This is a genomic window from Sinimarinibacterium thermocellulolyticum (assembly GCF_040327995.1).
In the GTDB taxonomy this organism is placed as follows: domain Bacteria; phylum Pseudomonadota; class Gammaproteobacteria; order Nevskiales; family Nevskiaceae; genus Solimonas; species Solimonas thermocellulolyticum.
The window spans coordinates 38638-62349 of the sequence record NZ_JBEPIJ010000001.1; the positions used below are offsets into that span (position 1 = coordinate 38638).

Consider the following 23712-nt stretch of genomic DNA (forward strand, 5'->3'; position numbering starts at 1 on the left):
CGTCGGATGTGCGCCGCCGCAACGAATGTCCTGGGCACCTGGGACGTCACCATGACCACGCCAAGCGGGCCGCAGCGCATGAAGCTGCACATTCTGACGGCAGGCGCCGGTTTCACCGGGCGTATCGAAAGCCCGATGGGCAATCACGAGATTGCCGGCAGCATCGGTGCCGACGGCACGCTGAGCTGGGAGATGAAGGCAACCAAGCCCGTGCCGATCACCGTGCGCTTCAAGGCGCGGATCGACGGCGACCGCTTTAGCGGCTCGGCGAAGCTCGGCATCTTCGGCTCGTCCACGCTCAGCGGCGAACGCGTCGCAGGCGGCACCGTGACGCCCTCGCCCGTCGCTGCCGAACTCGACGGCCCGCTCACCGAGGACACGGTCGATCCGACCTACCGCGAGGCCTATATCGACGTCGACGAATGGCGCGACGCACCGGCACCGCACCGCTACGTGCATGGCGGCTTCGTCGGCACGGATGCGCGCTTCTCGTTCTACTTCCCGCCGCCGGCGCAGTACCGCGGGCGCTTCTTCCACAACACCTACCCGCTGGCGATACACGAGGACGTGGGCCCGTTCCCGATCGCCTTCGACGTGGCCACCGGCGACCTCGGCTTCACCTTCGACAGCGGCGCCTACTACGTCCAGACCAACCTCGGCGGCAAGGACCGCGCCGGCATGGCCGATCCGGCCATCGCGGCCTATCGCGTGAACGCCGCCGCGGCGAAGTTCTCGCGCCAGGTGGCGCGCAAGATGTACGGCGAGCATCGTCCCTGGGGCTATCTGTTCGGCGGCAGCGGCGGTTCGTACCAGGTCATCGGCAGCGCCGAGAACACGCGCGGCATCTGGGATGGCTTCATGCCCTTCGTCATGGCCACACCCAACGCGATTCCGAGCATGTTCACGATCCGCATGCATGCATTGCGCGTGCTGCGCGAGCGCAACGTGCTGCCGGCGATCATGGACGCGATCGATCCCGGCGGCAGCGGCGATCCGCACGCCACGCTCAACGCCCGCGAGAGCGCCGCGCTGACCGAAGCCACGCGCATGGGCTTCCCGCCGCGCGGCTGGTGGGCCTACGAGACGCTCGGCAGCGGCTACTTCGCCGAGGTCGCGCCGCTCGTGCCGATGCTCGACCCGAGCTATGTCGACGATTTCTGGACCCAGCCCGGCTATCTGGGCAGCGACGCGGATGAAGGGCTCGACCGCCTGCGCTTCACCTTTGACACGAGCATCGTCCGCACCATCGATGCCTTCCACAAGAAGGCCGAACTCGCGGCCGTGCCGGAGCGCGACTTCGCCGACGCCCACCTGATCGTGCTCAGCGGCGCGGCGGCGGGCAAGAGCATCCCCATCGCGTGGATCGACGGCCGCATCGTCAGCTTCGCGCTGGCGTCCGACCAGACCGCCGTCGCCGCGCTCGCCGCCGGCGATCGCGTGCGCATCGACAACCGCTGGGCGCTGGCGCTCCAGACCTACCATCGTCACCAACTGCCGAGCCCGGACTACTGCGGCTGGGACCAGTTCCGCACGGCAGACGGCAAGCCGCGGTATCCGCAGCGCGAGCTTTTGATCGGACCGCTGGCGACCCGCGGCACCGCGGGTTGCATCCCACAAGGACACATCAACGGCAAGATGCTCGTCATCCAGTGCCTGATGGACATCGACGCACTGGCCTGGCAGGCCGACTGGTATCGCGGCAAGGTCCGCACCGCGCTCGGCGCGGACTACGAAAACCAGTTCGCGCTGTGGTTCGTCGAGCATGCCCAGCACGACAATCCGCAGACGCCGGCCGCGCAGGCGCGCACGGTGAACTTCTCCGGCGTGCTGCAGCAGGGATTGCGCGATCTCGCCGCCTGGGTGGAACAGGGGCGGCGACCGCACGACACGCGCTATCAGGTCGAGGATGCGCAGGTGCAGGTGCCTGCACGCGCACAGGATCGCGGCGGCATCCAGCCGGTGGTCGAGCTGCGCGTGAACGGCGGTGTGCGCGCGCAGACCACCGCCGGAACGTCAGTGAGTTTCGAGGCGATCGTCGCACTGCCGCCGGGCGCCGGCAGTCTGGTTGCGGCGGAATGGGACTTCGAGGGCACCGGCACTTTTCCGGTCACTGCCAAGATCGCGCCCGGACAGTCGCGGCTCGACCTCAAAGCAAGCCATCGCTATGCGCGGCCCGGTACCTACTTCGCCGTGCTGCGCGCGACGTCGCAGCGCGAAGGCGATGCGCAGACGCCTTACGGGCGCATCCAGAATCTGGGCCGCGTGCGCGTGGTCGTCCACTGAGGTCGGCAGCCACGGCGCGCACCGAACGGTGCTGCGCTACTTCCGCCCGAACACCGGCTTGCGCTTTTCGATCAGCGCCTGCACGCCCTCGCGATGATCGGCCTGACGCTGCGACACCGCCTCGTAGGCGATGCCGGCATCCATCAGCGCGGTGGCGATGCGCCTCAGCTCCTGGTTGAGCAGCACCTTGGTCCAGCGGATGGCATTGCGCGAGCCGTTCAGCAGTTTTTCGCAGAACGCATCGACGGCCGCGTCGAGTTCGGCGGCCGGCAGACAGTGGTTGACCAGACCGATGTCCGCGGCGCGCTTGGCCGGCACCAGTTCGCCGGTCAGCAGGAACTCCTTGGCCAGACACAGACCGACGCGCTGCGGCCAGATCACCGCGCCGCCGTCACCGGCAACGAGGCCGATCGCGACGTGCGGATCCCCGATCTTGGCGTGCTCGGCGGCGAAGATCACATCGCAGAACAGCGCCAGCGTCGCGCCCAGGCCGACGGCATGCCCGTTGAGCCGGCACACCAGCGGCTTGTCGAGGTCGAGCATCGCAAAGACGATGCGCTTGGCCAAGCGCACCTCCTCGTCGAACAGATGCGGGTTCTCGGCGTTGTGCCTGACGTGTTCGAGATCGCCGCCGGCCGAGAAGGCGCGACCGGCACCGGTCAGCACGATCACATCGGAATGCGCGTCGCGCGCGGCGAAGGCAAAGACCTCGGCCAGCTCCTCGTGCATGCGCAGGTCGACCGCGTTGAGCACATCGGGCCGGTTCAGCGTGATCGTCAGCCGCCGGCCGGCGCGCGCCAACGCCAGCGTCTCGTAGGCCGGCACCTGCGTCCGGGTCACGTGCGTCAATGCCGCGACTCGCCGCCGTCGACGACGACGGCCTGCGGCTCGGCGCGCACAGTCGCTGCCCCGTTCGTGCGGTACTGGCGCGGACTGATGTTGAACGCGCGCTTGAACATGCGGCTGAAATGCGCGGGGCTCTTGAATCCGACGCGGTAGGCGATCTCGCTGATCGACGCTTCGCCCGCTCGTGCGGTCGACAGCCACTGGCGGGCGGCCGCCAGGCGCTTGCTCCAGACCAGCTCCGAAAACGGCGTGCCGTGCTGACGCAGCAGCAACGACAGATAGCGCGGCGATATGCCGCAGCCCTTGGCCACGGCCACGACGCTGAGCTTGGGATCGGACAGATGCGTCTCGATGTAGCGCAGCACATCGTGCAGACGCCGCTCGGCGAGGCTCTGGCGACCGGGCAGGCGCGCATCGTGCCCCTTGATCGCGTCGGCGAGCACGCACAGCGCCGCATCGACCAGCTGCTGTGCAAGCGGCTCGGCAATCTCGCCCTGGTCCTCGAACAGATCGCTCAAGATGCGCTCGGCGAGCGCGAACCTTCGATTTGCGGCCGGCACGCAAAAGCCGGTCTTGATGTCGTCGTTGAGCGCACGGCGCAGCATGTGCATCGGTACCGTCAGGTGCAGCAACTCGTAATTGCCGTCCTCGCCCACGCGGCTCTCGACCGTGAACGGCGTCATCGAGCGCGTGACGACGAAGTCTCCGGCCTTGGCCACGCTCTCGCCGCCGGGATGCGAGACGCACAGCCAGCCGCGCTTGACGAAGCACACCACGGCGACATCGGTGCCGTCCTCGCGGATATGCGTCCAGGTGCGGCGGAAGAACTGGCGCGTGCGCGAACGCAGGCGAATGATCGAGCAGGCGCCGACCACCTTGCGCTCGGCGCGCACGTCGATGACCGCGCCGGGATCGATCGAATAATCGCCGACGTAGTACTCGCGGTTGCGCGGTCCGCGAAATGCTTGCTGGCAGTCCTTGTAGTTGCGCTTGTCGAATGCAAACAGGGTTTCCATCGCCGTCTCCTGCCATCGGCCGTCGGGCCATCGCCTATAACCGAATCCCCGTGCGAAGGGTTCTTCGTATGAGCCGTGATGCTAGAGAGGCCGGCTCTGTGCGTCCCCGCAGTTGGCGCGGCGGTATCGACATTTCGCGCACAGACAAGCGGCACGAGCCGCACAGCGCGACGAGCGGCGACCGCTGACCCCTGCCGATTCCGGCTAAAATCCGGCATCGTCTATCACAGGGCCGCCATGCGCGGCCCTTTTGATCTGCGAGCACAGATCGCGTCCCTTCGATGAGTACAAGCATGATTGCGTCCACGGGCGTCTCAACCGTGCTCCCGGCCGAATGGGCACCACAGTCCGCCGTACAGCTCACCTGGCCGCGGCCAGACGGTGATTTCGCGCGCGCTTTCGACGCCGTCGAGCGCACCTTCATCGCCATCGCCGTCGCCATCGCGCAACGAGAGCCGCTGATCATTGCCTGCGGCCCGGGCGCCGAGGATTTGCGCCGGCGCCTGATCGGAGCCGGCGCGCCGGCGATGAACCTGCGTCTTTACGAGGTACCGGCGAACGATGTCTGGGCGCGCGACCACGGGCCGATCACGGTGTTTCGCGATGCTCGCCCGCTGCACCTGGATTTCGTCTTCAACGGCTGGGGCGGCAAGTTCGAGGCAAGCCTCGATAACCGCATCACGCAGCGGCTCGCCGAGCTGGGCGCATGGCCGGCGCCGGTGGAGTCGCTGGACTTCGTGCTCGAAGGCGGCGGCATCGAATCCGACGGTCTCGGCACGCTACTGACCACCGAGCGCTGCCTGCTCGCGCCCACGCGCAATCCGCAGTTCGACAAGGCGCAGATCGAGACGAAGCTGAAGTCGTGGTTCGGCCTGCAGCGCGTGCTGTGGCTGCGCCACGGCGATTTGATCGGCGACGACACCGACGGCCACATCGACACCCTCGCGCGTTTTTGCAACGAACGCACCATCGCCTACCAAGCCTGCGAGGACCGCGACGACGCGCACTACGACGAGCTCAAGGCGATGGAAGCGGAATTGCAAGCGCTGCGCACGCTCGACGGCGCGCCGTACAGGCTCGTACCCTTGCCGCTGCCGCGCGCGATCCACGACGACGAGGGCCGGCGCCTGCCAGCGGGTTATGCCAACTTTCTGATCCTCAACGGCGCGGTGCTGGTGCCGACCTACGGCGATGCCGACAGCGACGCGCGCGCGCTGGCGCGCCTGCGGCCGTGCTTTCCCGGACGGGAGGTCGTCGGCATTGATTGCCGCCCCCTCATCGCCCAGTATGGCAGCCTGCACTGCGTGACCATGCAGATCTCGAGCGCAATCCGATGAAATCTGCCGTCCTTCGCGTCGGGCTGGTGCAGCAGGCCTGCGGCACCGACCTCGACGCCAATCAGCGTGCCTCCGAAGCCGGCATCCGCGACGCCGCCGCACGCGGCGCGCAACTGGTGCTGCTGCAAGAACTGCATCGCAGCGTCTACTTCTGCCAGCACGAATCGACCGAGCTGTTCGATCTCGCCGAGCCCATTCCCGGCCCGTCCACCGAGTGGCTCGGCGCACTTGCCAAGGAATTGAACCTCGTCATCGTCGGCTCGCTGTTCGAGAAGCGCGCCGCCGGGCTCTACCACAACACCGCGGTCGTGCTCGAACGCGACGGCACGCTCGCCGGCATCTACCGCAAGATGCACATCCCGGACGATCCCGGCTACTACGAGAAGTTCTATTTCACCCCGGGCGATCTGGGCTTCACACCGATCCAGACCAGCGTCGGCAAGCTCGGCGTGCTGGTGTGCTGGGACCAGTGGTATCCCGAGGCGGCGCGCCTGATGGCACTGGCCGGTGCCGAGCTGCTGCTCTACCCGACGGCGATCGGCTGGAATCCGCAGGATGCGGCCGAGGAGCGGCAACGCCAGCGCGACGCCTGGGTTACGATCCAGCGCGCGCACGCGATCGCCAACGGTCTGCCGCTGCTGGTCGCCAACCGCGTCGGCTTCGAGCCCGACCCGACGGGTCAGTGGCCGGGCGCGCGGTTCTGGGGACACAGCTTCGTCGCCGGCCCGCAGGGCGAGATCATCGACGCCGCCGGCGAGGAACCCACCGTGCTGGTGGCCGACATCGACTGCCGGCGCAGCGAGAACGTGCGGCGTTGGTGGCCGTTTCTCCGGGATCGCCGCATCGACGCGTATGCCGATCTCACCAAGCGCTACCGAGACTGAGCATCCTCGACCACGCCGCCGCGCGCAGCGCGCCCGTGTCCACCCATGTCCTCCCCCACTCGATCCTTCCGCCGATGAGCAACGAAACTACCGACTCCGCACTCGCCGACTGGCGCGCCACCGTCGTCCGCTTTCTCAAGGACAAGGTGGAGCCACACTACGAGCGTTGGGAGCGCGACGGCATCCTGCCGCGCGAGCTCTATCTGGAGATGGGCGCCGCTGGCCTATTGTGCGTCGACCAGCCCGAGGAATACGGCGGCATCGGCGCACCGTTCCAGTACTCCTGCGTGGTCGTCGAGGAGGCTGCGCGCCTGGGCTTTCTCGCGCTGGCGTCGAACCTCACCGTGCATTCGGACATCGTCGCGCCGTACATCCTGCACCTGGGCACCGAGGAGCAGAAGCAGAAGTACCTGCCCAAGATGGCCAGCGGCGAGTGCATCGGTGCGATCGGCATGACCGAGCCGGGCGCCGGCTCCGACCTGCAGGGCATCAAGACCACGGCGACGGCGGACGGCGACGACTATCTCATCAGTGGCTCCAAGACCTTCATCACCAATGGCCAGAACGCCGGTGTGGTCGTGCTGGCGACCAAGACCGACCCCAAGGCCGGCGCCAAGGGCACGACGCTGTTCACCGTCGAAACCCACCTGCCCGGCTTTCGTCGCGGCCGTAATCTAGAGAAGGCCGGCCTGCAATCCGCCGACACCTCGGAGCTGTTCTTCGACAACGTGCGCGTGCCCAAGAGCGAGGTCCTCGGCCGCATCGGCGGCGGTTTCGGACATCTGATCGACGAGCTGCCGCGCGAGCGTCTGGTGCTCGCCGTGTCCGCGGTCGGCCATGCCCAGGGCGCGCTCGAAAAGACCATCGAATACGTGACCCAGCGCAAGGCCTTCGGCCAGCCAATCGCGAGCTTCCAGAACACGCGCTTCGTGCTCGCGACCTGCAAGACCGACATCGAGGTCCACCGTGCCTTCGTCGAAAAATGCGCCGCGAAGTACGCGCAGGGCCAACTCGACGTACCGACTGCGGCCATGGTCAAGCTGGCGACCACCGAGATGGAAGGTCGCGTCACCGACGCCTGCCTGCAGCTCTTCGGCGGTTACGGCTACATGGCCGAATACCCGATCTCGCGTTACTGGGCCGATGCGCGCATACAGCGTATCTACGGCGGCACCTCGGAAATCATGAAGGAGGTCATCGCCCGCTCGCTGGTCGGGCGCTGAAGGTGCGTGCGCTACGTCACGCAAGGCGCCGGCTAGCGCTTGACGCTGGCCGGGCCGCCGGCCGTACGATCGCCGCTTCTGCCGGAGACCGCGCCATGACCCGCACGCTGAGCCTTGCCCTACTGTGCCTGCTCCCTGCCCTGGCCACCGCCGAAGAAGCCGACGACGGCTACGGACGCTGGGAGATCGTCACCGAGATGAAGATGAGCGGCCCGGACGGCGAGAACAGTTTCAGCAGCAAGACGATCGAATGCCGCTCCACCGAGTCGATCGACGAAAGCAGTTCGGAGTGGACTCTGAACGACTGCCGCGCCGAGAACCGCGGCAGCAAGGGCCGTTCACGCTCGAGCCTGCGCTGCGAGGGGCCCGACGGCGCGCTGACCGAGACCGTCAGCGAGACCACCGCCGACAGCCGCAGCTTCCAGACGGTGAGCACGATCACCACCGTATCGGGCGGTCAGAAGAGCGTCAACGTCACCACGATCAAGGGCCGCCGCCTCGGCGACTGCCCCGAGGACTAGCCGGGCGGTGTCGTCACGCGGCGCGCCGATGCTCAGCGATCGGCGTGGGCGTCGGTAGGCGGCGGCGCCGAAGGGGGCTTCTGCTCCGGCTGCGGGATCTGCGGATTCTTCAATTCCGGCGGCAGCATCCATTCGCTGAGGTCGTAGCCACCCTGCTTCATCAGCTTGGCCAGCGCCTCGACCTGTTTGGCATTGCCGCGGGTACTGACCATGCTGCCGGGGCGCGAGACCAGAGCGCCGATCTGTTCCAGCAGGCGTCCGCGGTCCGTGACCAGATTGCCGGTCGCCGGCTTGGTCGAGGCCCATTTCTGTGCCTGCAGAAAGTCCTGGGTCGTCGTCACCAGCGCGCCGCCGCCGTCGATGACCAACTGCACGATGTCACCCTGGCGGATCACGCGGATGCGCTTGAGCGCGGATTCCAGCAAGGTCTCGGTCCGTTTTACCATCACTCGAACTCCATGCCGCCCGCACCCTTGCGCACCGTAAAGCCGCCGTTCTGCAGATCGTCGAAGATCTGCCGCGCGTGCGCCTCGTCCTGGGCCTCGACGAGCACTTCCAATGTTGCGCTCTTGGCATGGCCGCGGTGCAGGCGCTCGTGGTGCACCTGCACGATGTTGCCGCCGGATTCGCCGATGCGACCGGCGACGCGCGCGAGAAAACCGGGCTGGTCCTCGATGTCGATCGACAGCGAGATCAGGCGCTGCTCGTGCACGAGCTGGCGCAGCAGCACCGAGGCGAGCAGACGCGTGTCGATGTTGCCGCCGCAGAGCACCAGGCCGACCGTGCGCCCGGCAAAGCGCGCCGGATCGGCGAGAAGTGCCGCCAGGCCAACCGCGCCGGCGCCTTCGACGATGACTTTCTCGACGCCGGCGATCAGCCCGATCGCGCGCTCGATGGCGGCCTCCTCGACCCGCATCAGCTCGGCGACGTGCTCGCGAATGATCTGCAGCGTAAGCCGACCGATGTTCTTGACGGCGATGCCTTCGGCGATCGTCTGTCCGCCCTTGATCGGCACGTCGCCGTCACGCAGTGCCGCGTAAGCCGAGGCGTAGCCGACCGACTCGACGCCGATCACGCGCAGTTCCGGCTTGATCGCATGCGCGGCGATGGCGATGCCGGAGATCAGTCCGCCGCCGCCGATCGGAATCGCCAGCGTGTCGAGCCCGGGCGCCTGTTCGAGCATCTCCAGGCCGATGGTGCCCTGCCCGGCGATGACATCCGGATCGTCGTAGGGATGGACCAAGGTCATGCCGCGCCGGCCGACCAACTCCGCCTCCAGATACGCCTGCGCGTCGGCCAAGGTCTCGCCGTGCAGGATCACCTCGCCGCCGAGTTCGCGCGTGTTGCGCACCTTGGTGAACGGCGTGTTGCGTGGCATCACGATCACGCTGCGGATGCCCAGGCGCGTCGCGTGGTAGGCCACGCCCTGCGCGTGATTGCCCGCCGACATCGCGCAGACCCCGGCGGCGCGCTCGGCTGCGGAGAGGCTCAGCAGCTTGTTGAGGGCACCGCGCTCCTTGAACGAGGCGGTGAACTGAAAGTTCTCGAACTTCAGCCAGACCTCGGCGCCGGTGAGCTTCGACAGCACCCGCGAGCGGGTGCAGGCCGTGCGCACGACCTGCCCTTCGATGTTCGCCGCGGCGCGGCGGATGTCGTCGATCGTGACCGTCATGCAGTGGGTGGCGTCATCGCTTCGGCTCGCGCGTGCGCACACTGCTGACGCGCCCGTCGTCGTCGAAGGTCACGTGCAGACGGCGCCCGCCCTCGAGCGCGTAACTCCAGGTCTCATGCGTGCCCGATGCGGACTCGCGCCTCGACACCACCGCCGGCTCGCCGTGGATGCGACGCACATCGCCCGCGCTCATGCCTTCGACCACCGTGCGCGTGATGCGCCCACTGCGCACGCGTTCCTCTTCTGCCTTGCGCGCCTCGTGCGCCTTGACCCATGCGGCGTCGGCCTCGTCGCGCGCCGCCCGCTGCGCCTTGCGCCGGCGCTCTGCTTCACCGAGCAGATCGGCCTTGGTCCCGGCGGGCACAATGATCGGATCCGGCAGATCGAGCGGCTGCGCCTTCGGGCCACAGGGCTTGTCGGTGTAGCGCACGACGCCATCCTGTTCGCAGCGGTAGACCTGCGCCGCGGCCTGCGCGCAGAACAGCAGCGCGCCGACGATGGCGGCGGTACGCAAGCTCGGGCCGACCCGGTTCCACATGGGCAGATTATGGCGCCTCGGCCCCTGGTGCGCATGAGCAAAAGGACGCCATTCGGTAAAATGCGCGGCCGCATCCCCGTCCAAGCCCCCATGTCCCAGTACGTCTACACCATGAACCGGGTCGGCAAGACCGTGCCGCCCAAGAAGGAGATCCTGCGCGACATCTCGCTGTCCTTCTTCCCCGGTGCCAAGATCGGCGTGCTCGGCTACAACGGCGCCGGCAAGTCGACGCTGCTGCGCATCATGGCCGGCATCGACAAGGACTTCCACGGCGAGGCGCGGCCGATGCCGGGGCTCAAGATCGGCTATCTGCCGCAGGAGCCGCAGCTCGACCCGAACAAGACCGTGCGCGAGAACGTCGAGGAAGCGCTGTCGGAGATCATCGCACTCAAGGCCGAGCTCGACGCGGTCTATGCCGCCTACGCCGAGGAGAACGCGGACTTCGACAAGCTCGCCGCCAAGCAGGCCGAACTCGAGGCCAAGATCGCCGCCGCCGACGCCGAGAACCTGGATGTGATCCTCGACAAGGCTGCCGAGGCGCTGAATCTGCCGCCCTGGGACGCCGACGTCACCAAGCTTTCCGGCGGCGAACGCCGCCGCGTCGCGCTGTGCCGGCTGCTGCTGTCCAAGCCGGACATGATCCTGCTCGACGAGCCGACCAACCACCTCGACGCCGAATCCGTCGCCTGGCTGGAGAAGTTCCTCAAGGACTTCCCGGGCACGATCATCGCGGTCACGCACGACCGTTACTTCCTCGACAACGTCGCCGGCTGGATCCTGGAACTCGATCGCGGCCACGGCATTCCCTGGCAGGGCAACTACTCCTCCTGGCTGGAGCAGAAACAGCGGCGGCTGGCGCAGGAGCAAAAAGCCGAGGACGCGCACACCAAGGCGATGAAGGAAGAGCTGGAGTGGGTGCGCAAGAACCCCAAGGGCCGCCAGGCCAAGTCCAAGGCGCGCGTGAAGGCCTTCGAGGAACTGGCCTCGACGGAGTTCCAAAAGCGCGCCGAGACCAAGGAGCTGTACATCCCGCCGGGCCCGCGCCTCGGCGACATGGTCATCGAGGTCAAGGACCTGAAGAAGCAGTACGGCGATCGCGTGCTCTACCAAGGCGTGAACTTCCAGGTTCCGCGCGGCGCGATCGTCGGCATCATCGGCGCCAACGGCCGCGGCAAGACCACGCTGTTCCGCATGCTGATCGGCCAGGAAAAGCCCGACGGCGGCACGATCAAGATCGGCGAGACCGTCAAGTTCGCCTACGTCGACCAGTCGCGCGACGCGCTCGACGGCAGCAAGACCGTGTTCCAGGAAATCTCCGGCGGCAACGACATCATCCGCGCCGGCTCCTACGAGATGCCGGCGCGCGCTTACATCGGCCGTTTCAACTTCAAGGGCGAAGCGCAGAACAAGCGCATCCAGGATCTGTCCGGCGGCGAACGCAACCGCGTGCATCTGGCCAAGCTGTTGATGAGCGGCGGCAACGTGCTGCTGCTCGACGAGCCGACCAACGACCTCGACGTCGAAACCCTGCGTGCGCTCGAAGAGGCCCTGCTGGACTTTCCCGGTTGCGCACTGGTGATCTCCCACGATCGCTGGTTCCTCGATCGCATCGCCACCCACATCCTCGCGTTCGAGGATTCCGGCGAAGTGGTCTGGCACGAGGGCAACTATCAGGACTACGAAGCGGATTTCCGCAGACGCACGGGCTGCGAACCCGGCGTGAACCGGCGCGCGCGGCACAAGAAGCTCGCCTGAAGATCGATGGGGATCACGCCGCCGCGCGAGCAGGCCCGGGGGACCGATGGCCAGGTCCTCGGCGCGCAACCGCCCGCCGCCGACCCGCTATCGGCGGCATGGGCGTTCCGCTGGCGCGAGCGCCGCCTGCAACCGATCACCCACGTGCAGGCCGTCGCGCTCGACGCACTGCTCGGCATCGAACGGCAGAAGCAGGCGCTGCTCGACAACACGCAGCGTTTCGTCGCCGGCCTGCCGGCGAACCACGCGCTGCTGACCGGCGCCCGCGGCACCGGCAAGTCGTCACTGGTCAAGGCGATGCTGCAGCGCTTCGGCGATCAAGGCCTGCGCTTGGTCGAAGTCCCCCCGCACGACTTGATCGACCTGCCCGACATCGTCGCGCCGCTGCGCGAGCGCAGCGAGCGCTTCGTGCTCTACGTCGACGACTTCTCTGTCGCGGCCAACGATCCGGCGCTGATGGCGCTCAAGACCGCGCTCGACGGTGGTGTCGAGGCGCCGCCCGACAACGTGCTGATCTACGCGACCAGCAACCGCCGTCACCTGATGCCCGAGTCGCGCCGCGACAACGCGGAATACCACTGGGTCGACGACGAGCTGCATCCGGGCGAGTCGACCGAGGAAAAGATCTCGCTGTCCGAGCGCTTCGGCCTGTGGCTGTCGTTCCAGCCGTTCGACCAGGAGCGCTATCTCGAACTGGTGCGGCTGCACCTCGCCGCGCTCGGCGACAGGCGCTGGGACGAGACCACGGAAAAGCTGGCGCTGCGCTGGGCGCTGGAACGCGCCTCGCGCAGCGGCCGCGTCGCCCAGCAGTTCGCCCGGCACTGGGCCGGGCGTTGACCCCCGTCAGACGCCGGTGGACATCGTCATTTGTGGGTCTTCAGTAGTGCGGCGACCTTGTCGACGTACTTCTTCATCGCCTCTTCCGCCTTGGTGCCCTTGAGCTTGGCCCAGGCGTCGTACTTGGCACGGCCCACCATGTCGAGCATGCCCGGGCGCGCGCCTTTGACGTCGCCCTCGGTCGCCTGCTTGAAGTGCGCGTACAGGAACAGCATGTCGTCGTTGCTCGGACGCTTGGTCAGGGTCTTGACGTCCTTCTGTGCCTGATCGAATGCCGCCTTGATATCCGCCATCGCAAGTCTCCCGTCGTGGTTGTCGGTTTGCCGCGAGCATAACAGAGCGCTCAGACGCGGCTGGCGAAGATGCGGCCGCTGCCGCCGTCGAGCGGGATCGCATAGCCCAGCTCGACTTCGAAGTTGACGAAGCGCACGAAGCGCACGCGCAAGCCGACGCCGAGACTGCCGTAGGTCTTGCCGAACTCGACGTCCTCCGGCCGCGCAAAGACATTGCCCAGCTCGGCGATGAGAACCCCGCGCAGCCAGGGTTGCCACACTGGGCGCGCGAACTCGGCGGTGAGGTAGTAGTAGGCATTGCCTTCGATGAAGCTGCTGTCGTAGCCGCGCAGGAAGGTCGCGCCGCCAAGGCTGTACGCCTTGACCTCGTCGGGCCCGCTGAAATAGGCGCCGGTGTAGGCGCGCAGGTGCAGCGTCTGGTGCTCGGTACGCCCGACCGGCCATTGCTGCACGTAGGCGGTGTCGATGTCGACATAGCCGTAGTCGCTGCCCAGACTTTCATCGGCAAAACGCGCACCCAGTCGCCAGTGGCGGCCGATGTCGCTGTAGATGCGGTTGTGGAAATCGCGATGGCTGACGAAGACCGAGGGCGACAGCGCCGCGCCGTAGGCCGGCGGCGCGAGCGCACCGCTGGTGCGCTGCTGCTGGTAGCCCAGCCCGCCACCGACGCTCAGGCCCTGGCTCGCCGGGCCGTCAGAAAAGCTGCGCGACACGCCGATACCGATGCCGCGGAAGGTTTCCTCGTACTCGCCGGCCTCGGTCTCGACCGGTCGCGACGAGTAGGCGATGCTCACTCCCAGGCTGTACGGCGAGTCGAACGCAAACGGCGCGTTGTAGCTCGCCGCGTAGTTGGTCTCTCTGCCGATGCCCTGGCGCCGGCGGTCTTCCTGTTCGGCAAAGACGCGCAAGCTGTGGTTGCGCCCGGCGACGTTGGTCCAATGCAGCTGCGCGCCGTAGGCATAGCGACCGTCGCTCTTGGCATCGAAGCGCGGCGTCGGCAAGAGGAAGTAGCGCTCGTCGACGCGGAACACGACGCGCACGCCGCCATCGATGGCTTCGGTGCGCACCTCCACCTCACGGAACAAGCCGAGATCCAGCAGCCCCTGGCGGCTGCGCTCCAGCGCATCCGGATCGGCCGGATCGCCGATGCGCACCACCAGCTCGCGCAGCATCACCTTCGGCTGCGTCGTGTCATTGCCCTCGAAGGCGATGTCGACGATCGGCGGATGGGTCTCGGCCGCAGCCGTCAGCGGCCATGCGGCGAACAGCAGCGCCGCGCACCACCGCCTCATCCGCGGCGCTCCAGTAGCTTGAAGCAATAGGCGTAGGCATGGCGCGCATCGGCCGGATGCGGCTCGGTCGCCACCTCGCGCCACTCGTGCGCCGCCAACGCCGGGAAGCGGGTGTCACCTTCGAGCGCTGCATCGACCTCGGTGAGGTAGATGCGATCGGCCAGCGGCAAGGCCTGCCGGTACAGCTCGGCGCCGCCGATGACCATCAGCTCGCCGGCATGGTGCGCCGCCAGCGCATCGGCGAGCGCGTGGAACACGCGCACGCCGTCGGCGCGAAAGTCGCGGTCGCGGGTCAGCACCCAGTTGTCGCGCTGCGGCAGCGGCCGGCCCAGAGAGGCGAACGTGCGGCGCCCCATCAGCACGGTCTTGCCGAGCGTGCATTGCTTGAAGTGCTTGAGATCGTTCGGCAGCCGCCACGGCAGGTCGCCGTCGCGACCGATCAGGCGACCGCGGTCCATCGCGACGATCAGGGACAACAGGCGCTGTGACGTCACGTGCACTCCGGCCAGCGAAGAGGCGGCCATTGTGCCAGCGATGCGCGTTCAGACGCCGGCAGCGAGAACCTCATCGGCCGCCCGCTCGCCGGCCTCGAGCGCACCGTCCATGTAGCCGGTCCAGCGCGTCGCGGTCTCGGTGCCGGCCCAGTGGATACGACCGCAGACCGCGCGCAGCGAGGCCCCGCAGTGCGTGAGCGTGCCCGGTGCCGCGACACCGACGTAACAACCCTGGCTCCACGGATCGGAGATCCAGTCTTTGTCGAGGTAACCGATCGGCTTGGCCGCCGCCTCGCCGAAGTAGCGGCAAAGCGCGCGCACGGCGGCGTCGCGGCGCAGCGCCGGGTCGGCGAGCGCGAGTGCGCGCCCGGCGTCGGCGGCGAAGAAGCCGACCAGCACACCATGCGTGGCGCCGGGTGGGGAGGCGTCGAACACCGGCCCGAACGGCCCGACGTCGCTGATCACCTCGCCGGAGAGTCCACGGGACTTCCAGAACGGCTGCTCATAGGCGATCAGCGCCTTGATCACCGAGCCCATCGGCAGCCGCGCATGGAGCTGCATGCGCGCCGCCGGCAGCGGCGCTTCGAAATGGATACGCGCGACCAGCGCCGGAGCGACGGCGATGATCAGGCGCGATGCGCGAATCTCACCGCCGGCATGGCGGACCGTCACACCGGATTCCGACTGCTCCACCGCATGCACCGCCGCGCCGAACCGCACCGTGTCCGGCGGCAGACGTTGCGCGAGCCGCTCGGCGAGCCGGAAGGCGCCACCGCGCACCTTGAGCTGCTGGGCGCCGTCGCCGTGGACCTCGGCCAGCGTCTCCACCTTGCCCGCGGCAGCGACGTAGGCCAGGAGCTGCAGCATCGACACCTCGTGCGCCTCGCAGGTCAGGATCGCGCGCACCAGAATGTCCATCAAGCTGCGCCCGCCCTGCGTGCGCATCGTCTGCCGCAGCCACTGGTCCACCGTCATGCGATCCCAGCGCGTGGCCTCAGTCGCCGCCCACGGCGACTTCGGGTCGATGGCCTGCGCGGCGCGGTCGATGCGCTTCATCGCCCGATCGGCATCGATGAGCCCGAACAGCGACATCCGCGGGATCGTGCCGCGATAGCTGCGCAGCCTGCCGCCCAGCTCCATCAGGCGCCGGCCCTCGGCATACTGCGGATAGGTGTCCAGTCCGAGCTCCCGGCACAGCGCCAGCGCGCGGGTCTGCGTCGGGCCGAGCCACTGACCGCCGACATCGACCGCCTCACCGCAGAGCATGCCGCCCTCGGTGCGCCCGCCGACGCGATCGCGTGCCTCGAGCACGCGCACGCTGCGGCCGGCCGCGCACAGCCGCTGCGCCGCACGCAGGCCGGACAGCCCGGCGCCGATGATGCAGACGTCGACGCGCTCTGCCGTCCCCATCACACCGCCACCGGCGCCTTGATGTGCGGATGCGGATCGTAACCGGACAGCGTGAAGTCCTCGTAGCGGAACGCGAACAGGTCAGTCACGTCTGGATTGAGCGTCATCGTCGGCAGTGGTCTGGGTTCCCGCGACAACTGCTCGCGCGCTTGGTCCAGATGATTGAGATAGAGGTGGCAATCGCCGCCGGTCCAAACGAAATCGCCGGGTTTGAGGCCGCTGACCTGGGCGATCATCATCGTCAGCAGGGCATAGCTGGCGATGTTGAACGGCAAACCGAGGAAGATGTCGGCGCTGCGCTGGTAGAGCTGGCAGGAAAGATGCCCTTGCGCGACGTAAAACTGGAACAGGGCGTGGCAAGGCATCAAGGCCATCTGGTCGAGCTCGCCGACGTTCCAGGCCGAGACGATCAAGCGCCGCGAATCCGGATTGCCGCGGATCTGATCGAGCAGGAGCTGGATCTGGTCGATGTGGCGCCCGTCGGCCGTCGGCCAAGACCGCCACTGTCTGCCGTACACCGGCCCCAGCTCGCCGTTCTCGTCGGCCCACTCGTCCCAGATCGTCACGCCGTGGTCGCGCAAGAAGCGGACATTGGTCTCGCCGCGCAGAAACCACAGCAGTTCGTAGATGATCGAACGCAGGTGCAGCTTCTTCGTCGTCACCAGCGGAAAGCCGTCGCTGAGACGAAACCGCATCTGGTGACCGAACACCGAAAGCGTGCCGGTGCCGGTGCGATCGCTTTTCTCCACGCCGTGTTCGAGCACGTGGCGCATCAGGTCGAGATACTGGCGCATGGCGGGATCCTCGTCGGGGCTGGCCGCGGTCTTCAGGCCGGGTGCGGCGCCGCGCCGCGGTAGGCGGCGACCAGCAGCGCCAATCCGGCGATCCACATCGGCGCCGACAAGACCATGCCCATGGTCAGCCAGCCGGTGCCGGCGAGATAGCCGATGTGCGCATCGGGCATGCGCACGAACTCCACTGCCGTGCGAAACACGCCATAGCCGAGCAGGAACAGTCCGCCGACGGCCATGCGCGGCCGCGGCTTGCGCGCAAACCACCACAGGATCGCGAACAGGGCCGCGCCTTCGAGCAAGGCCTCGTAGAGCATGGACGGATGCCGCGGCTCGGGCCCTGCGGCCGGGAACACCATGCCCCAGGGCAGCGTCGTCGGCGCCCCCCACAGCTCGCCGTTGATGAAGTTGCCGATGCGGCCGGTGAACAAGCCGAGCGGGATCATCGGCACGGCGAAGTCGCCCACGTCGAAGAAGTTCAGCTTGTGCACGCGCGCGAACCATGCCATCGCCACCAGCACGCCGATCAGGCCGCCGTGGAAGGACATGCCGCCCTCCCAGATACGCAGGATCGACCAGGGGTCGGCGAGAAAGCCCGGCAGGTTGTAGAACAGCGTATAGCCGATGCGGCCGCCGAGGATCACGCCGACGACGCCATAGAACAAAAGATCGGACACGCGCTCGCGCGGCCAGCGGATGTGCGGCTGCGCGGCGCGGCGCAGGCCGAACCACCAGAAGCCGAGAAAGCCGAGCAGATACATCAAACCGTACCAGTGCACGGCGAGCGGCCCCAGCCTCAAGGCGACGGGATCGAATCCGGGATGAACGAGCATGGCGTGAGTGTACTGGGAGTCGGTTGCGCTTATCCGGCCAGAGCGCGGCAGAAAAAGGCTTTGAGATAGCGAGTTTCCGGTATCGCCGGATGCACCGGGTGATCCGGCCCCTGCCCGCCCGTCTCGAGGATTTGCAGGCGCCGCCCGGCCTGGCGCGCCTCACGCAGCAGGATGCGCTGCAGCTCGTCGGCCGCGAGGTGATGCGAGCACGAGCACGACACCAGAATGCCGTCCGCTGCGAGCAGGTGCAGGGCGGCGCGGTTGAGCGCGGCGTAGTGCTCGAGCCCGGCCGCGTGGTCCTTGCGCCGCTTGATGAGCGCCGGCGGGTCGATGACGACGACATCGAAGCTGCGCCCGGCGGCGCGCAGGGCTTTCATGCCGGCGAGCGCATCGTCGCGGATCGCTTCGAGCGCAACGCCGGCCCGCTGCGCCGCGGCGAGCGCGTGATCCAGCGCCGTCTGCGAGCGGTCGAGGCAGCTGACCGCGCTCGCGCCGTCGTGCGCTGCGCGCAGCGCCCAGGCGCCGACGTAACTGAACACGTCGAGCACGCGGCGGCCGCGCACATAGCGTGCGAACCTTGCGCGGTTGTCGCGCTGATCGAAGAACAAGCCTGTCTTCTGCCCGCCCTTCGGATCGGCGTACAGCCACACGCCGTCCTCGTCCACCTCGACACGGTCCGGCACCTCGCCGATGACCTCGACCGCGGACGGCAGGCCCTCCAGTTCGCGCGCATTGCTGTCGTTGCGCAGCACGATGCCGCGGGGTTCGAGCAGTTTGCGCAACGCATCGATCACGAGCGGCTTGAGCCGCTCCATGCCCGCCGTGGTGATCTGTACGACCAGTACGGCCCCGTATCGGTCGACGACCAGACCGGGCAAGCCGTCGCCCTCGCCGTGCACGAGCCGATAGTAAGGCGCGGCATAGATGCGATCGCGCAGCGCCAGCGCCGCCTGCAAGCGCCGTTCGAACCAGCACGCGTCGATCGCGGCGTGCACGTCGCTCGACAGCAGGCGGACCGCGAGCAGCGTGTGCGGATTGACATAGCCGGTGCCGATCGGCTTGCCGCGATCGTCGACCACACGGCACAGCGTACCGGGTTCGATGCTGCGGAACTCGGCGCCGGCGTCGATCTCGTTGGAATAGATCCACAGGTGCCCGGCGCGCGCGCGACGCTCCTCGCGCGGACGCAGCTTGAGCGTCGGCACCGCTCGCTCAGGCGAAGTCGTAACGGAATTCTTTGCGGAAGCGCGCACGGAACTGCTCGATCGTGAAGCGGTGGTTCTGCGTGCCCGGCCGCTCGATGTTGTAAGCCCCCATCAGCGATGCGATGCGGCCGGTCGTCTCCCAGTCCATGCCCTTGAGCAGACCATAAAGCAGTCCGGCGCGGAAGGCGTCGCCGCAGCCGGTGGGATCGGTCAGGGAGTCGGCCTTGGCGCACGGAATCTCGTAGACCTTGCCCTTGGCGTGGATGTGCGAACCCTTGCCGCCGTGGGTGACGATCAGCGCGTCGACGCGCGCGGCAACGTCCTTGAGCGTCCAGCCGGTGCGGTCCATCAGCAGCTCTGCTTCGTAGTCGTTGACCGCGACGTAGTCGGCCAGCTCGACGAAGGTCTTGAGCTCCTCGCCGCTGAACATCGGCAGGCCCTGGCCCGGGTCGAAGATGAAGGGGATGCGGCCCTCCGCGAACTGGCGCGCGTGCTTGATCATGCCCTCGCGGCCGTCGGGCGACACCGTGCCGATGGTCACCCCCTTGGCTGGCACGTCTTGCTCGTGCGCGTGATTCATCGCCCCCGGATGAAAGGCGGTGATCTGGTTGTCGTCGAGGTCGGTGGTGATGTAGGCCTGTGCGGTATACGCCGCGTCGATCACTTTGACGAAGTCGCGCCGGATGGCATGGCGGTCCAGCCAGTCGGCATAGGCGCCAAAATCCTTGCCCACCGTGCCCATCGGCAGCGGCTCGCCGCCCAGCAGCTTGAGGTTGTAGGCGATGTTGCCTGCCGTGCCACCGAACTCGCGACGCAACTGCGGCACCAGAAAGGCCACATTCAGAATGTGCACCTTGTCCGGCAGGATTTCGTCCTTGAAACGGCCGGGGAAGACCATGATGGTGTCGAAGGCCAGCGAGCCGCAGATCAGAGCAGTCATTGGAAGTTCCGGTGTGGATGGGAATGGGGGCTTGGCGCAGCCGTGGGGTCGCGATCCTGGCCTCGCCCCGCGGTTCGGCCGCGTTCGGCGGGATCGACGTCCTCGGGATTTCATCTGCTTTGCCGCACCGGCTTCGCCGCACCCCGCCGCGGGCGCACGCCGCGGCCGCGTACGGCGCTCGGCGGGCGACGCAGGCCCGGCGAGAGCATAGTGGATGTCCACGCCCAAGCGCAGACTGCCGGACAGCGGGCGTTAAGGTTTAGATTTTCTATGAGAACAATCAAAAATACTCATTTGTTGCGGCGCAACATTGCCCTTACATTGAGGTCAGATCGGCAGGCCGCAGGACCGCGGCCCGCCGTCCAACAGGAGTCTGACCATGTCCGTACTGCCGTTCGTAAGCTTCATCGCCGTGACCACTGCGGTGCTCGCCTTTGCACTGCTGGGCCTGATGGTGCATGACGAGCTCAAGTTCCAGCGCCGGATGCGCGCCGCCAACGATGCGCGCATCCCGCCGACCCGCGCCGCGCAGGACACGCGGACGCCAGCCATGCCCGCGCCTCTGCCCAAGGCGGCCTAAAAGGGCGCACCACAGCGCGCAGCGGCCCAACCCGCAGCGCACCGCACGCAAGAGGCCCGCACAGCCCGGCGGGCCTCTTTTCGTTTCGGCGACTCACGCGCCCGGCTGATAGCGCAGGTCGAGCTGGCGGGCAGCGCGCACGTCGTCGAGCCGGCGCACCGGCATCGTGTACGGCGCCCCTTTGAGCTTGGCGATGTCCTGCTTTGCCTCCTCGCGGATCGCGACCAGGGCGTCGACGAAGGCGTCCAGGGTTTCGCGGTCCTCGGTCTCGGTGGGCTCGATCAAGAGGCATTCCGGAACAGTTAATGGAAAGTAAATCGTCGGCGCGTGAAAACCGTAGTCGAGCAGGCGCTTGGCAACGTCGGTGGCGGTCAGCCCGAGCTGCTGCTTCTCCCGTTTGAGCGTAATGATGAACTCGTGGCTGGCGCGCCGGCGCGGGAAGGCAAGCTCGAAGCCGTTCGCCGCGAGGCGCGCGGCGAGATAGTTCGCGTTGAGCGTCGCGAACTCACCAACGCGGTGCATGCCCTCGCGCCCGAGCATGCGGGCGTACACATAGGCGCGCAACAGTACCCCCGCATTGCCCATCCATGCCGACAGCCGGCCGATGGTCTGTGGGAGATCGCGTTCATCGAGCCAGCGATAGTCCGCGCCACGCCGACCGACCACCGGAATCGGCATGAACGGCTTGAGTCGCTCCGAGACCCCCACCGCACCGGCACCCGGACCGCCGCCGCCGTGCGGCGTCGAGAAGGTCTTGTGCAGGTTCATGTGGATGACGTCGAAGCCCATGTCGCCCGGCCGCACCTTGCCGAGGATGGCGTTGAGATTGGCGCCGTCGTAATACAGAAGGCCGCCCGCCTCGTGGACGATGCCGGCGATCTCCTTGATGCGCCGTTCGAACACGCCGAAGGTCGACGGATTGGTCAGCATGATGCCGGCGGTCTGCGGCCCCACCGCCGCCTTGAGCGCGTCGACATCGACGTCGCCGTCGGCATTGGTCGGGATCTCGCGCACCGTGCAACCGAGCATCGCCGCCGTCGCCGGGTTGGTGCCATGCGCGGCATCCGGCACCAGGATCTGCTTGCGCGCATGATCGTCGCGCGCGCGGTGATAGGCCTGGATCATCGCCACGCCGGCGAACTCGCCCTGCGCGCCGGCCATCGGCGTCAGCGACACGCCGGCCATGCCGGTCACGTCCTTGAGGATTTCCTGCAGCTCGTACAGGCAGGCGAGAAAGCCCTGCGAGTGCGACTCCGGCGCTAGCGGATGGCGACCGACAAAGCCCGGCAGCATGGCCAGGCGGTTACAGGCGCGCGGGTTGTACTTCATCGTGCACGAACCCAGCGGATAGAAGTGCGTGTCGATGGAGAAGTTTTTCTGCGACAAACGCGTGAAGTGACGCACGGCCTGCAGCTCGGAGACCTCCGGCAGGCCCGGGCGCGTCTTGCGCCGCAGCGCATCGGGAATGGCGGGCGCATCCGCGGCACCGGGGGCCTGCGCGTGGGCGGCGCGGCCCGGACGCGAGATTTCGAAGATCAGCTTTTCGGTCATTTCGGCTTTCATGGTGAATCTTTGGCCAGCAGCTCGGCGAGTGTGCGCCGATAAGTGTCGATGTCGGCCTCGGTCTTGGTTTCGGTGGCACAGACCAGCAGCGCGTCGCCAAGCTCCGGATAGTGCCGCGACAGGTCGAAACCGCCGAAAATGTCGCGCTGCGACAACCGCTCCAGCAGCGGCGCGACCGGCTGCGGTAGGCGGATCGCCGCCTCATGGAAACCCGGCCCTTCGAACACGCGGCGGACGCCGGGAATCGAGGTCAAGGCCTCGACCAGCTTGCGCGTGTTGGCCATGCTCGCCGCGGCCACCTGCTCCAGACCTTCCGGCCCCAGCAGCGACATGTGGATCGTCGCCGCCGTCACCAACAGGCCCTGGTTGGTGCAGATGTTCGACTTGGCCTTGGCGCGGCGGATGTGCTGCTCGCGCGCCTGCAATGTCAGCGTGAAGCCCGGCCTGCCGTCGAGATCGACCGTGCGTCCGACGATGCGCCCCGGCAGCTCGCGCACATAGGCCATCTTGGTGGTCATGAAGCCGAAGTACGGGCCGCCCGAGGACAGCGGCGCGCCCAGCGGCTGACCGTCGCCGCAGACGATGTCGGCGCCCTGCGCGCCCCATTCCCCTGGCGGCTTGAGCAAGGCCAGCGACACCGGGTTGACGACGGCGACGACGAGCGCGCCCTGGGCGTGCGCCCAGTCGGTGATCGCATCCACGTCCTCGAGCTGGCCGAAGAAGTTCGGCTGCTGGATGACGACCGCGGTCGGCGCGCTGCCCTCGTGGGCCGCGAGGGCAGCAGCCAGCGTGACCCCGCGCCGCGGGCAATAGTCGAGATGCGCGATGGTGATGCCCTGTGCCGGCGTCGTCGCACCAACGACATCCCGGTAGTACGGATGGACCGTGCGCGGCATCAGCACGCGCCCCGAGCCGTTGTTGCGGTTCGCACGCAGCGCCATCAGCAAGGCCTCGCCGAGGCTCGATGCACCGTCGTACATCGAGGCGTTGGACACCTCCATGCCGGTGAGCGCCGTCATCATCGTCTGGTACTCGTAGAGCACCTGCAGCGTGCCCTGGCTGGCCTCGGCTTGGTAGGGCGTATAGGCCGAGTAAAACTCGCCGCGCGTGGTGATCTCCCAGACCGCGGCCGGGATGTGGTGCTCGTAGGCGCCGGCGCCGATGAAATTCAGGGCACCGCCGTCGAGCGCCGCGCGCTCCGACATCAGCCGCGAGACCTGCATCTCCGACAGGCCTTCGGGAACGTTTTTCAGCGGCCCGCAGCGCAGCGCCGCCGGAATCTCATCGAACAGCGCGTCGATGCTCGGTGCGCCGATGGCACCGAGCATGTCCTTTACGTCGGCCTCGGTATGCGGAATGAAGGGCATGATGGATCGTGAGACGTGAGACGTTGGGCGTG

Annotated in this window: 23 protein-coding genes; 8 read left to right on the top strand and 15 right to left on the bottom strand. The window is 67.6% G+C overall.

Going from position 1 to position 23712, the window contains the following annotated elements; genetic code table 11:
• Nucleotides 1-51 precede the first annotated feature (51 nt).
• Nucleotides 52-2283, top strand: coding sequence for a PKD domain-containing protein (locus ABSH63_RS00220; protein ID WP_352886323.1), 2232 nt, complete (start codon nucleotides 52-54; stop codon nucleotides 2281-2283).
• Nucleotides 2284-2319: 36 nt separating this feature from the next.
• On the opposite strand, the gene ABSH63_RS00225 is transcribed toward ABSH63_RS00220, so the two are convergent.
• Both ABSH63_RS00225 and ABSH63_RS00230 read right to left on the bottom strand, forming a co-directional pair.
• Nucleotides 2320-3123 carry an enoyl-CoA hydratase/isomerase family protein gene (locus ABSH63_RS00225; RefSeq protein ID WP_352886324.1) on the bottom strand — a complete coding sequence of 268 codons (804 nt, stop codon included), beginning with the start codon at nucleotides 3121-3123 and terminating at the stop codon, nucleotides 2320-2322.
• Between the two features lie 5 nt (nucleotides 3124-3128).
• A complete protein-coding gene (locus ABSH63_RS00230; protein WP_352886327.1) occupies nucleotides 3129-4145 on the bottom strand; it encodes a helix-turn-helix transcriptional regulator in 1017 nt (338 codons plus the stop codon).
• Between the two features lie 293 nt (nucleotides 4146-4438).
• Here ABSH63_RS00230 and ABSH63_RS00235 point away from each other — a divergent pair, with 293 nt between their 5' ends.
• The 4 genes from ABSH63_RS00235 (at nucleotide 4439) to ABSH63_RS00250 (ending at nucleotide 8110) form a co-directional block, all read left to right on the top strand.
• On the top strand, nucleotides 4439-5482 hold the full coding sequence (locus ABSH63_RS00235; protein ID WP_352886329.1) for an agmatine deiminase family protein: 1044 nt from the start codon (nucleotides 4439-4441) through the stop codon (nucleotides 5480-5482).
• Nucleotides 5479-6366 (top strand): carbon-nitrogen hydrolase, encoded by an 888-nt coding sequence (locus tag ABSH63_RS00240; RefSeq protein WP_352886331.1) that lies wholly within the window; start codon nucleotides 5479-5481, stop codon nucleotides 6364-6366. The genes ABSH63_RS00235 and ABSH63_RS00240 overlap by 4 nt, the downstream gene beginning before the upstream one ends.
• Nucleotides 6367-6440: 74 nt before the next feature.
• Entirely contained in the window at nucleotides 6441-7589 is a 1149-nt protein-coding gene (locus ABSH63_RS00245; protein ID WP_352886332.1) for an acyl-CoA dehydrogenase family protein, read from the top strand.
• Between the two features lie 95 nt (nucleotides 7590-7684).
• Nucleotides 7685-8110 carry a DUF3617 domain-containing protein gene (locus tag ABSH63_RS00250; protein ID WP_352886333.1) on the top strand — a complete coding sequence of 142 codons (426 nt, stop codon included), beginning with the start codon at nucleotides 7685-7687 and terminating at the stop codon, nucleotides 8108-8110.
• Nucleotides 8111-8142: 32 nt separating this feature from the next.
• On the opposite strand, the gene ABSH63_RS00255 is transcribed toward ABSH63_RS00250, so the two are convergent.
• From ABSH63_RS00255 to ABSH63_RS00265, 3 genes are read right to left on the bottom strand one after another with little or no spacing between them, the layout of a single operon-like run.
• On the bottom strand, nucleotides 8143-8556 hold the full coding sequence (locus tag ABSH63_RS00255) for a hypothetical protein (protein ID WP_352886334.1): 414 nt from the start codon (nucleotides 8554-8556) through the stop codon (nucleotides 8143-8145).
• Nucleotides 8556-9782, bottom strand: a complete 1227-nt coding sequence (locus ABSH63_RS00260) for a threonine ammonia-lyase (protein ID WP_352886335.1) — start codon at nucleotides 9780-9782, stop codon at nucleotides 8556-8558. Before ABSH63_RS00260 ends, ABSH63_RS00255 begins: the two co-directional genes overlap by 1 nt.
• Before the next feature lie 13 nt (nucleotides 9783-9795).
• Nucleotides 9796-10320, bottom strand: coding sequence for a DUF4124 domain-containing protein (locus ABSH63_RS00265; RefSeq protein ID WP_352886337.1), 525 nt, complete (start codon nucleotides 10318-10320; stop codon nucleotides 9796-9798).
• Between the two features lie 90 nt (nucleotides 10321-10410).
• Between ABSH63_RS00265 and ettA the strand changes: the two genes are divergently transcribed.
• Nucleotides 10411-12075 carry an energy-dependent translational throttle protein EttA gene (gene ettA, locus ABSH63_RS00270; protein ID WP_352886338.1) on the top strand — a complete coding sequence of 555 codons (1665 nt, stop codon included), beginning with the start codon at nucleotides 10411-10413 and terminating at the stop codon, nucleotides 12073-12075.
• A 6-nt stretch (nucleotides 12076-12081) separates the two neighbouring features.
• Complete coding sequence (locus ABSH63_RS00275) at nucleotides 12082-12912, top strand: ATP-binding protein (protein ID WP_352886340.1); 831 nt, start codon at nucleotides 12082-12084, stop codon at nucleotides 12910-12912.
• A 26-nt stretch (nucleotides 12913-12938) separates the two neighbouring features.
• On the opposite strand, the gene ABSH63_RS00280 is transcribed toward ABSH63_RS00275, so the two are convergent.
• From ABSH63_RS00280 to ABSH63_RS00315, 8 genes are read right to left on the bottom strand one after another with little or no spacing between them, the layout of a single operon-like run.
• Nucleotides 12939-13205, bottom strand: a complete 267-nt coding sequence (locus ABSH63_RS00280) for an acyl-CoA-binding protein (RefSeq protein WP_352886342.1) — start codon at nucleotides 13203-13205, stop codon at nucleotides 12939-12941.
• Nucleotides 13206-13255: 50 nt separating this feature from the next.
• Nucleotides 13256-14497, bottom strand: coding sequence for a BamA/TamA family outer membrane protein (locus ABSH63_RS00285; protein WP_352886344.1), 1242 nt, complete (start codon nucleotides 14495-14497; stop codon nucleotides 13256-13258).
• Nucleotides 14494-14991, bottom strand: coding sequence for a dihydrofolate reductase (locus ABSH63_RS00290; RefSeq protein WP_434223232.1), 498 nt, complete (start codon nucleotides 14989-14991; stop codon nucleotides 14494-14496). Before ABSH63_RS00290 ends, ABSH63_RS00285 begins: the two co-directional genes overlap by 4 nt.
• A 48-nt stretch (nucleotides 14992-15039) precedes the next feature.
• A complete protein-coding gene (locus ABSH63_RS00295; RefSeq protein ID WP_352886346.1) occupies nucleotides 15040-16401 on the bottom strand; it encodes a flavin monoamine oxidase family protein in 1362 nt (453 codons plus the stop codon).
• A complete protein-coding gene (locus tag ABSH63_RS00300; RefSeq protein ID WP_352886348.1) occupies nucleotides 16401-17195 on the bottom strand; it encodes a thymidylate synthase in 795 nt (264 codons plus the stop codon). The genes ABSH63_RS00295 and ABSH63_RS00300 overlap by 1 nt, the downstream gene beginning before the upstream one ends.
• A 32-nt stretch (nucleotides 17196-17227) precedes the next feature.
• Nucleotides 17228-18025 (bottom strand): prolipoprotein diacylglyceryl transferase, encoded by a 798-nt coding sequence (lgt, locus tag ABSH63_RS00305; protein WP_352886349.1) that lies wholly within the window; start codon nucleotides 18023-18025, stop codon nucleotides 17228-17230.
• Between the two features lie 29 nt (nucleotides 18026-18054).
• Complete coding sequence (locus ABSH63_RS00310; protein ID WP_352886351.1) at nucleotides 18055-19230, bottom strand: class I SAM-dependent rRNA methyltransferase; 1176 nt, start codon at nucleotides 19228-19230, stop codon at nucleotides 18055-18057.
• 7 nt (nucleotides 19231-19237) lie between these two features.
• Nucleotides 19238-20170, bottom strand: coding sequence for a carbohydrate kinase family protein (locus ABSH63_RS00315; RefSeq protein WP_352886352.1), 933 nt, complete (start codon nucleotides 20168-20170; stop codon nucleotides 19238-19240).
• Nucleotides 20171-20549: 379 nt separating this feature from the next.
• Between ABSH63_RS00315 and ABSH63_RS00320 the strand changes: the two genes are divergently transcribed.
• On the top strand, nucleotides 20550-20750 hold the full coding sequence (locus tag ABSH63_RS00320; protein ID WP_352886353.1) for a hypothetical protein: 201 nt from the start codon (nucleotides 20550-20552) through the stop codon (nucleotides 20748-20750).
• 93 nt (nucleotides 20751-20843) lie between these two features.
• Here ABSH63_RS00320 and gcvPB read toward each other — a convergent pair whose 3' ends face one another.
• On the bottom strand, nucleotides 20844-22313 hold the full coding sequence (gcvPB, locus tag ABSH63_RS00325) for an aminomethyl-transferring glycine dehydrogenase subunit GcvPB (protein WP_352886354.1): 1470 nt from the start codon (nucleotides 22311-22313) through the stop codon (nucleotides 20844-20846).
• Complete coding sequence (gene gcvPA, locus ABSH63_RS00330; protein ID WP_352886355.1) at nucleotides 22310-23680, bottom strand: aminomethyl-transferring glycine dehydrogenase subunit GcvPA; 1371 nt, start codon at nucleotides 23678-23680, stop codon at nucleotides 22310-22312. The genes gcvPB and gcvPA overlap by 4 nt, the downstream gene beginning before the upstream one ends.
• Between the last annotated feature and the right edge of the window lie 32 nt (nucleotides 23681-23712).

What these genes read in the sequence shown, in the direction of transcription:
- ABSH63_RS00220 (WP_352886323.1), top strand. Translation starts at nt 52, where the DNA reads ATGACCACGCCAAGCGGGCCGCAGCGCATGAAGCTGCACATTCTGACG.
- ABSH63_RS00230 (WP_352886327.1), bottom strand. Translation starts at nt 4,145, where the DNA reads ATGGAAACCCTGTTTGCATTCGACAAGCGCAACTACAAGGACTGCCAG.
- ABSH63_RS00235 (WP_352886329.1), top strand. Translation starts at nt 4,439, where the DNA reads ATGATTGCGTCCACGGGCGTCTCAACCGTGCTCCCGGCCGAATGGGCA.
- ABSH63_RS00240 (WP_352886331.1), top strand. Translation starts at nt 5,479, where the DNA reads ATGAAATCTGCCGTCCTTCGCGTCGGGCTGGTGCAGCAGGCCTGCGGC.
- ABSH63_RS00245 (WP_352886332.1), top strand. Translation starts at nt 6,441, where the DNA reads ATGAGCAACGAAACTACCGACTCCGCACTCGCCGACTGGCGCGCCACC.
- ABSH63_RS00250 (WP_352886333.1), top strand. Translation starts at nt 7,685, where the DNA reads ATGACCCGCACGCTGAGCCTTGCCCTACTGTGCCTGCTCCCTGCCCTG.
- ABSH63_RS00255 (WP_352886334.1), bottom strand. Translation starts at nt 8,556, where the DNA reads ATGGTAAAACGGACCGAGACCTTGCTGGAATCCGCGCTCAAGCGCATC.
- ABSH63_RS00260 (WP_352886335.1), bottom strand. Translation starts at nt 9,782, where the DNA reads ATGACGGTCACGATCGACGACATCCGCCGCGCCGCGGCGAACATCGAA.
- ABSH63_RS00265 (WP_352886337.1), bottom strand. Translation starts at nt 10,320, where the DNA reads ATGTGGAACCGGGTCGGCCCGAGCTTGCGTACCGCCGCCATCGTCGGC.
- ettA (WP_352886338.1), top strand. Translation starts at nt 10,411, where the DNA reads ATGTCCCAGTACGTCTACACCATGAACCGGGTCGGCAAGACCGTGCCG.
- ABSH63_RS00275 (WP_352886340.1), top strand. Translation starts at nt 12,082, where the DNA reads ATGGGGATCACGCCGCCGCGCGAGCAGGCCCGGGGGACCGATGGCCAG.
- ABSH63_RS00280 (WP_352886342.1), bottom strand. Translation starts at nt 13,205, where the DNA reads ATGGCGGATATCAAGGCGGCATTCGATCAGGCACAGAAGGACGTCAAG.
- ABSH63_RS00285 (WP_352886344.1), bottom strand. Translation starts at nt 14,497, where the DNA reads ATGAGGCGGTGGTGCGCGGCGCTGCTGTTCGCCGCATGGCCGCTGACG.
- ABSH63_RS00295 (WP_352886346.1), bottom strand. Translation starts at nt 16,401, where the DNA reads ATGGGGACGGCAGAGCGCGTCGACGTCTGCATCATCGGCGCCGGGCTG.
- ABSH63_RS00300 (WP_352886348.1), bottom strand. Translation starts at nt 17,195, where the DNA reads ATGCGCCAGTATCTCGACCTGATGCGCCACGTGCTCGAACACGGCGTG.
- lgt (WP_352886349.1), bottom strand. Translation starts at nt 18,025, where the DNA reads ATGCTCGTTCATCCCGGATTCGATCCCGTCGCCTTGAGGCTGGGGCCG.
- ABSH63_RS00315 (WP_352886352.1), bottom strand. Translation starts at nt 20,170, where the DNA reads ATGACTGCTCTGATCTGCGGCTCGCTGGCCTTCGACACCATCATGGTC.
- ABSH63_RS00320 (WP_352886353.1), top strand. Translation starts at nt 20,550, where the DNA reads ATGTCCGTACTGCCGTTCGTAAGCTTCATCGCCGTGACCACTGCGGTG.
- gcvPB (WP_352886354.1), bottom strand. Translation starts at nt 22,313, where the DNA reads ATGAAAGCCGAAATGACCGAAAAGCTGATCTTCGAAATCTCGCGTCCG.
- gcvPA (WP_352886355.1), bottom strand. Translation starts at nt 23,680, where the DNA reads ATGCCCTTCATTCCGCATACCGAGGCCGACGTAAAGGACATGCTCGGT.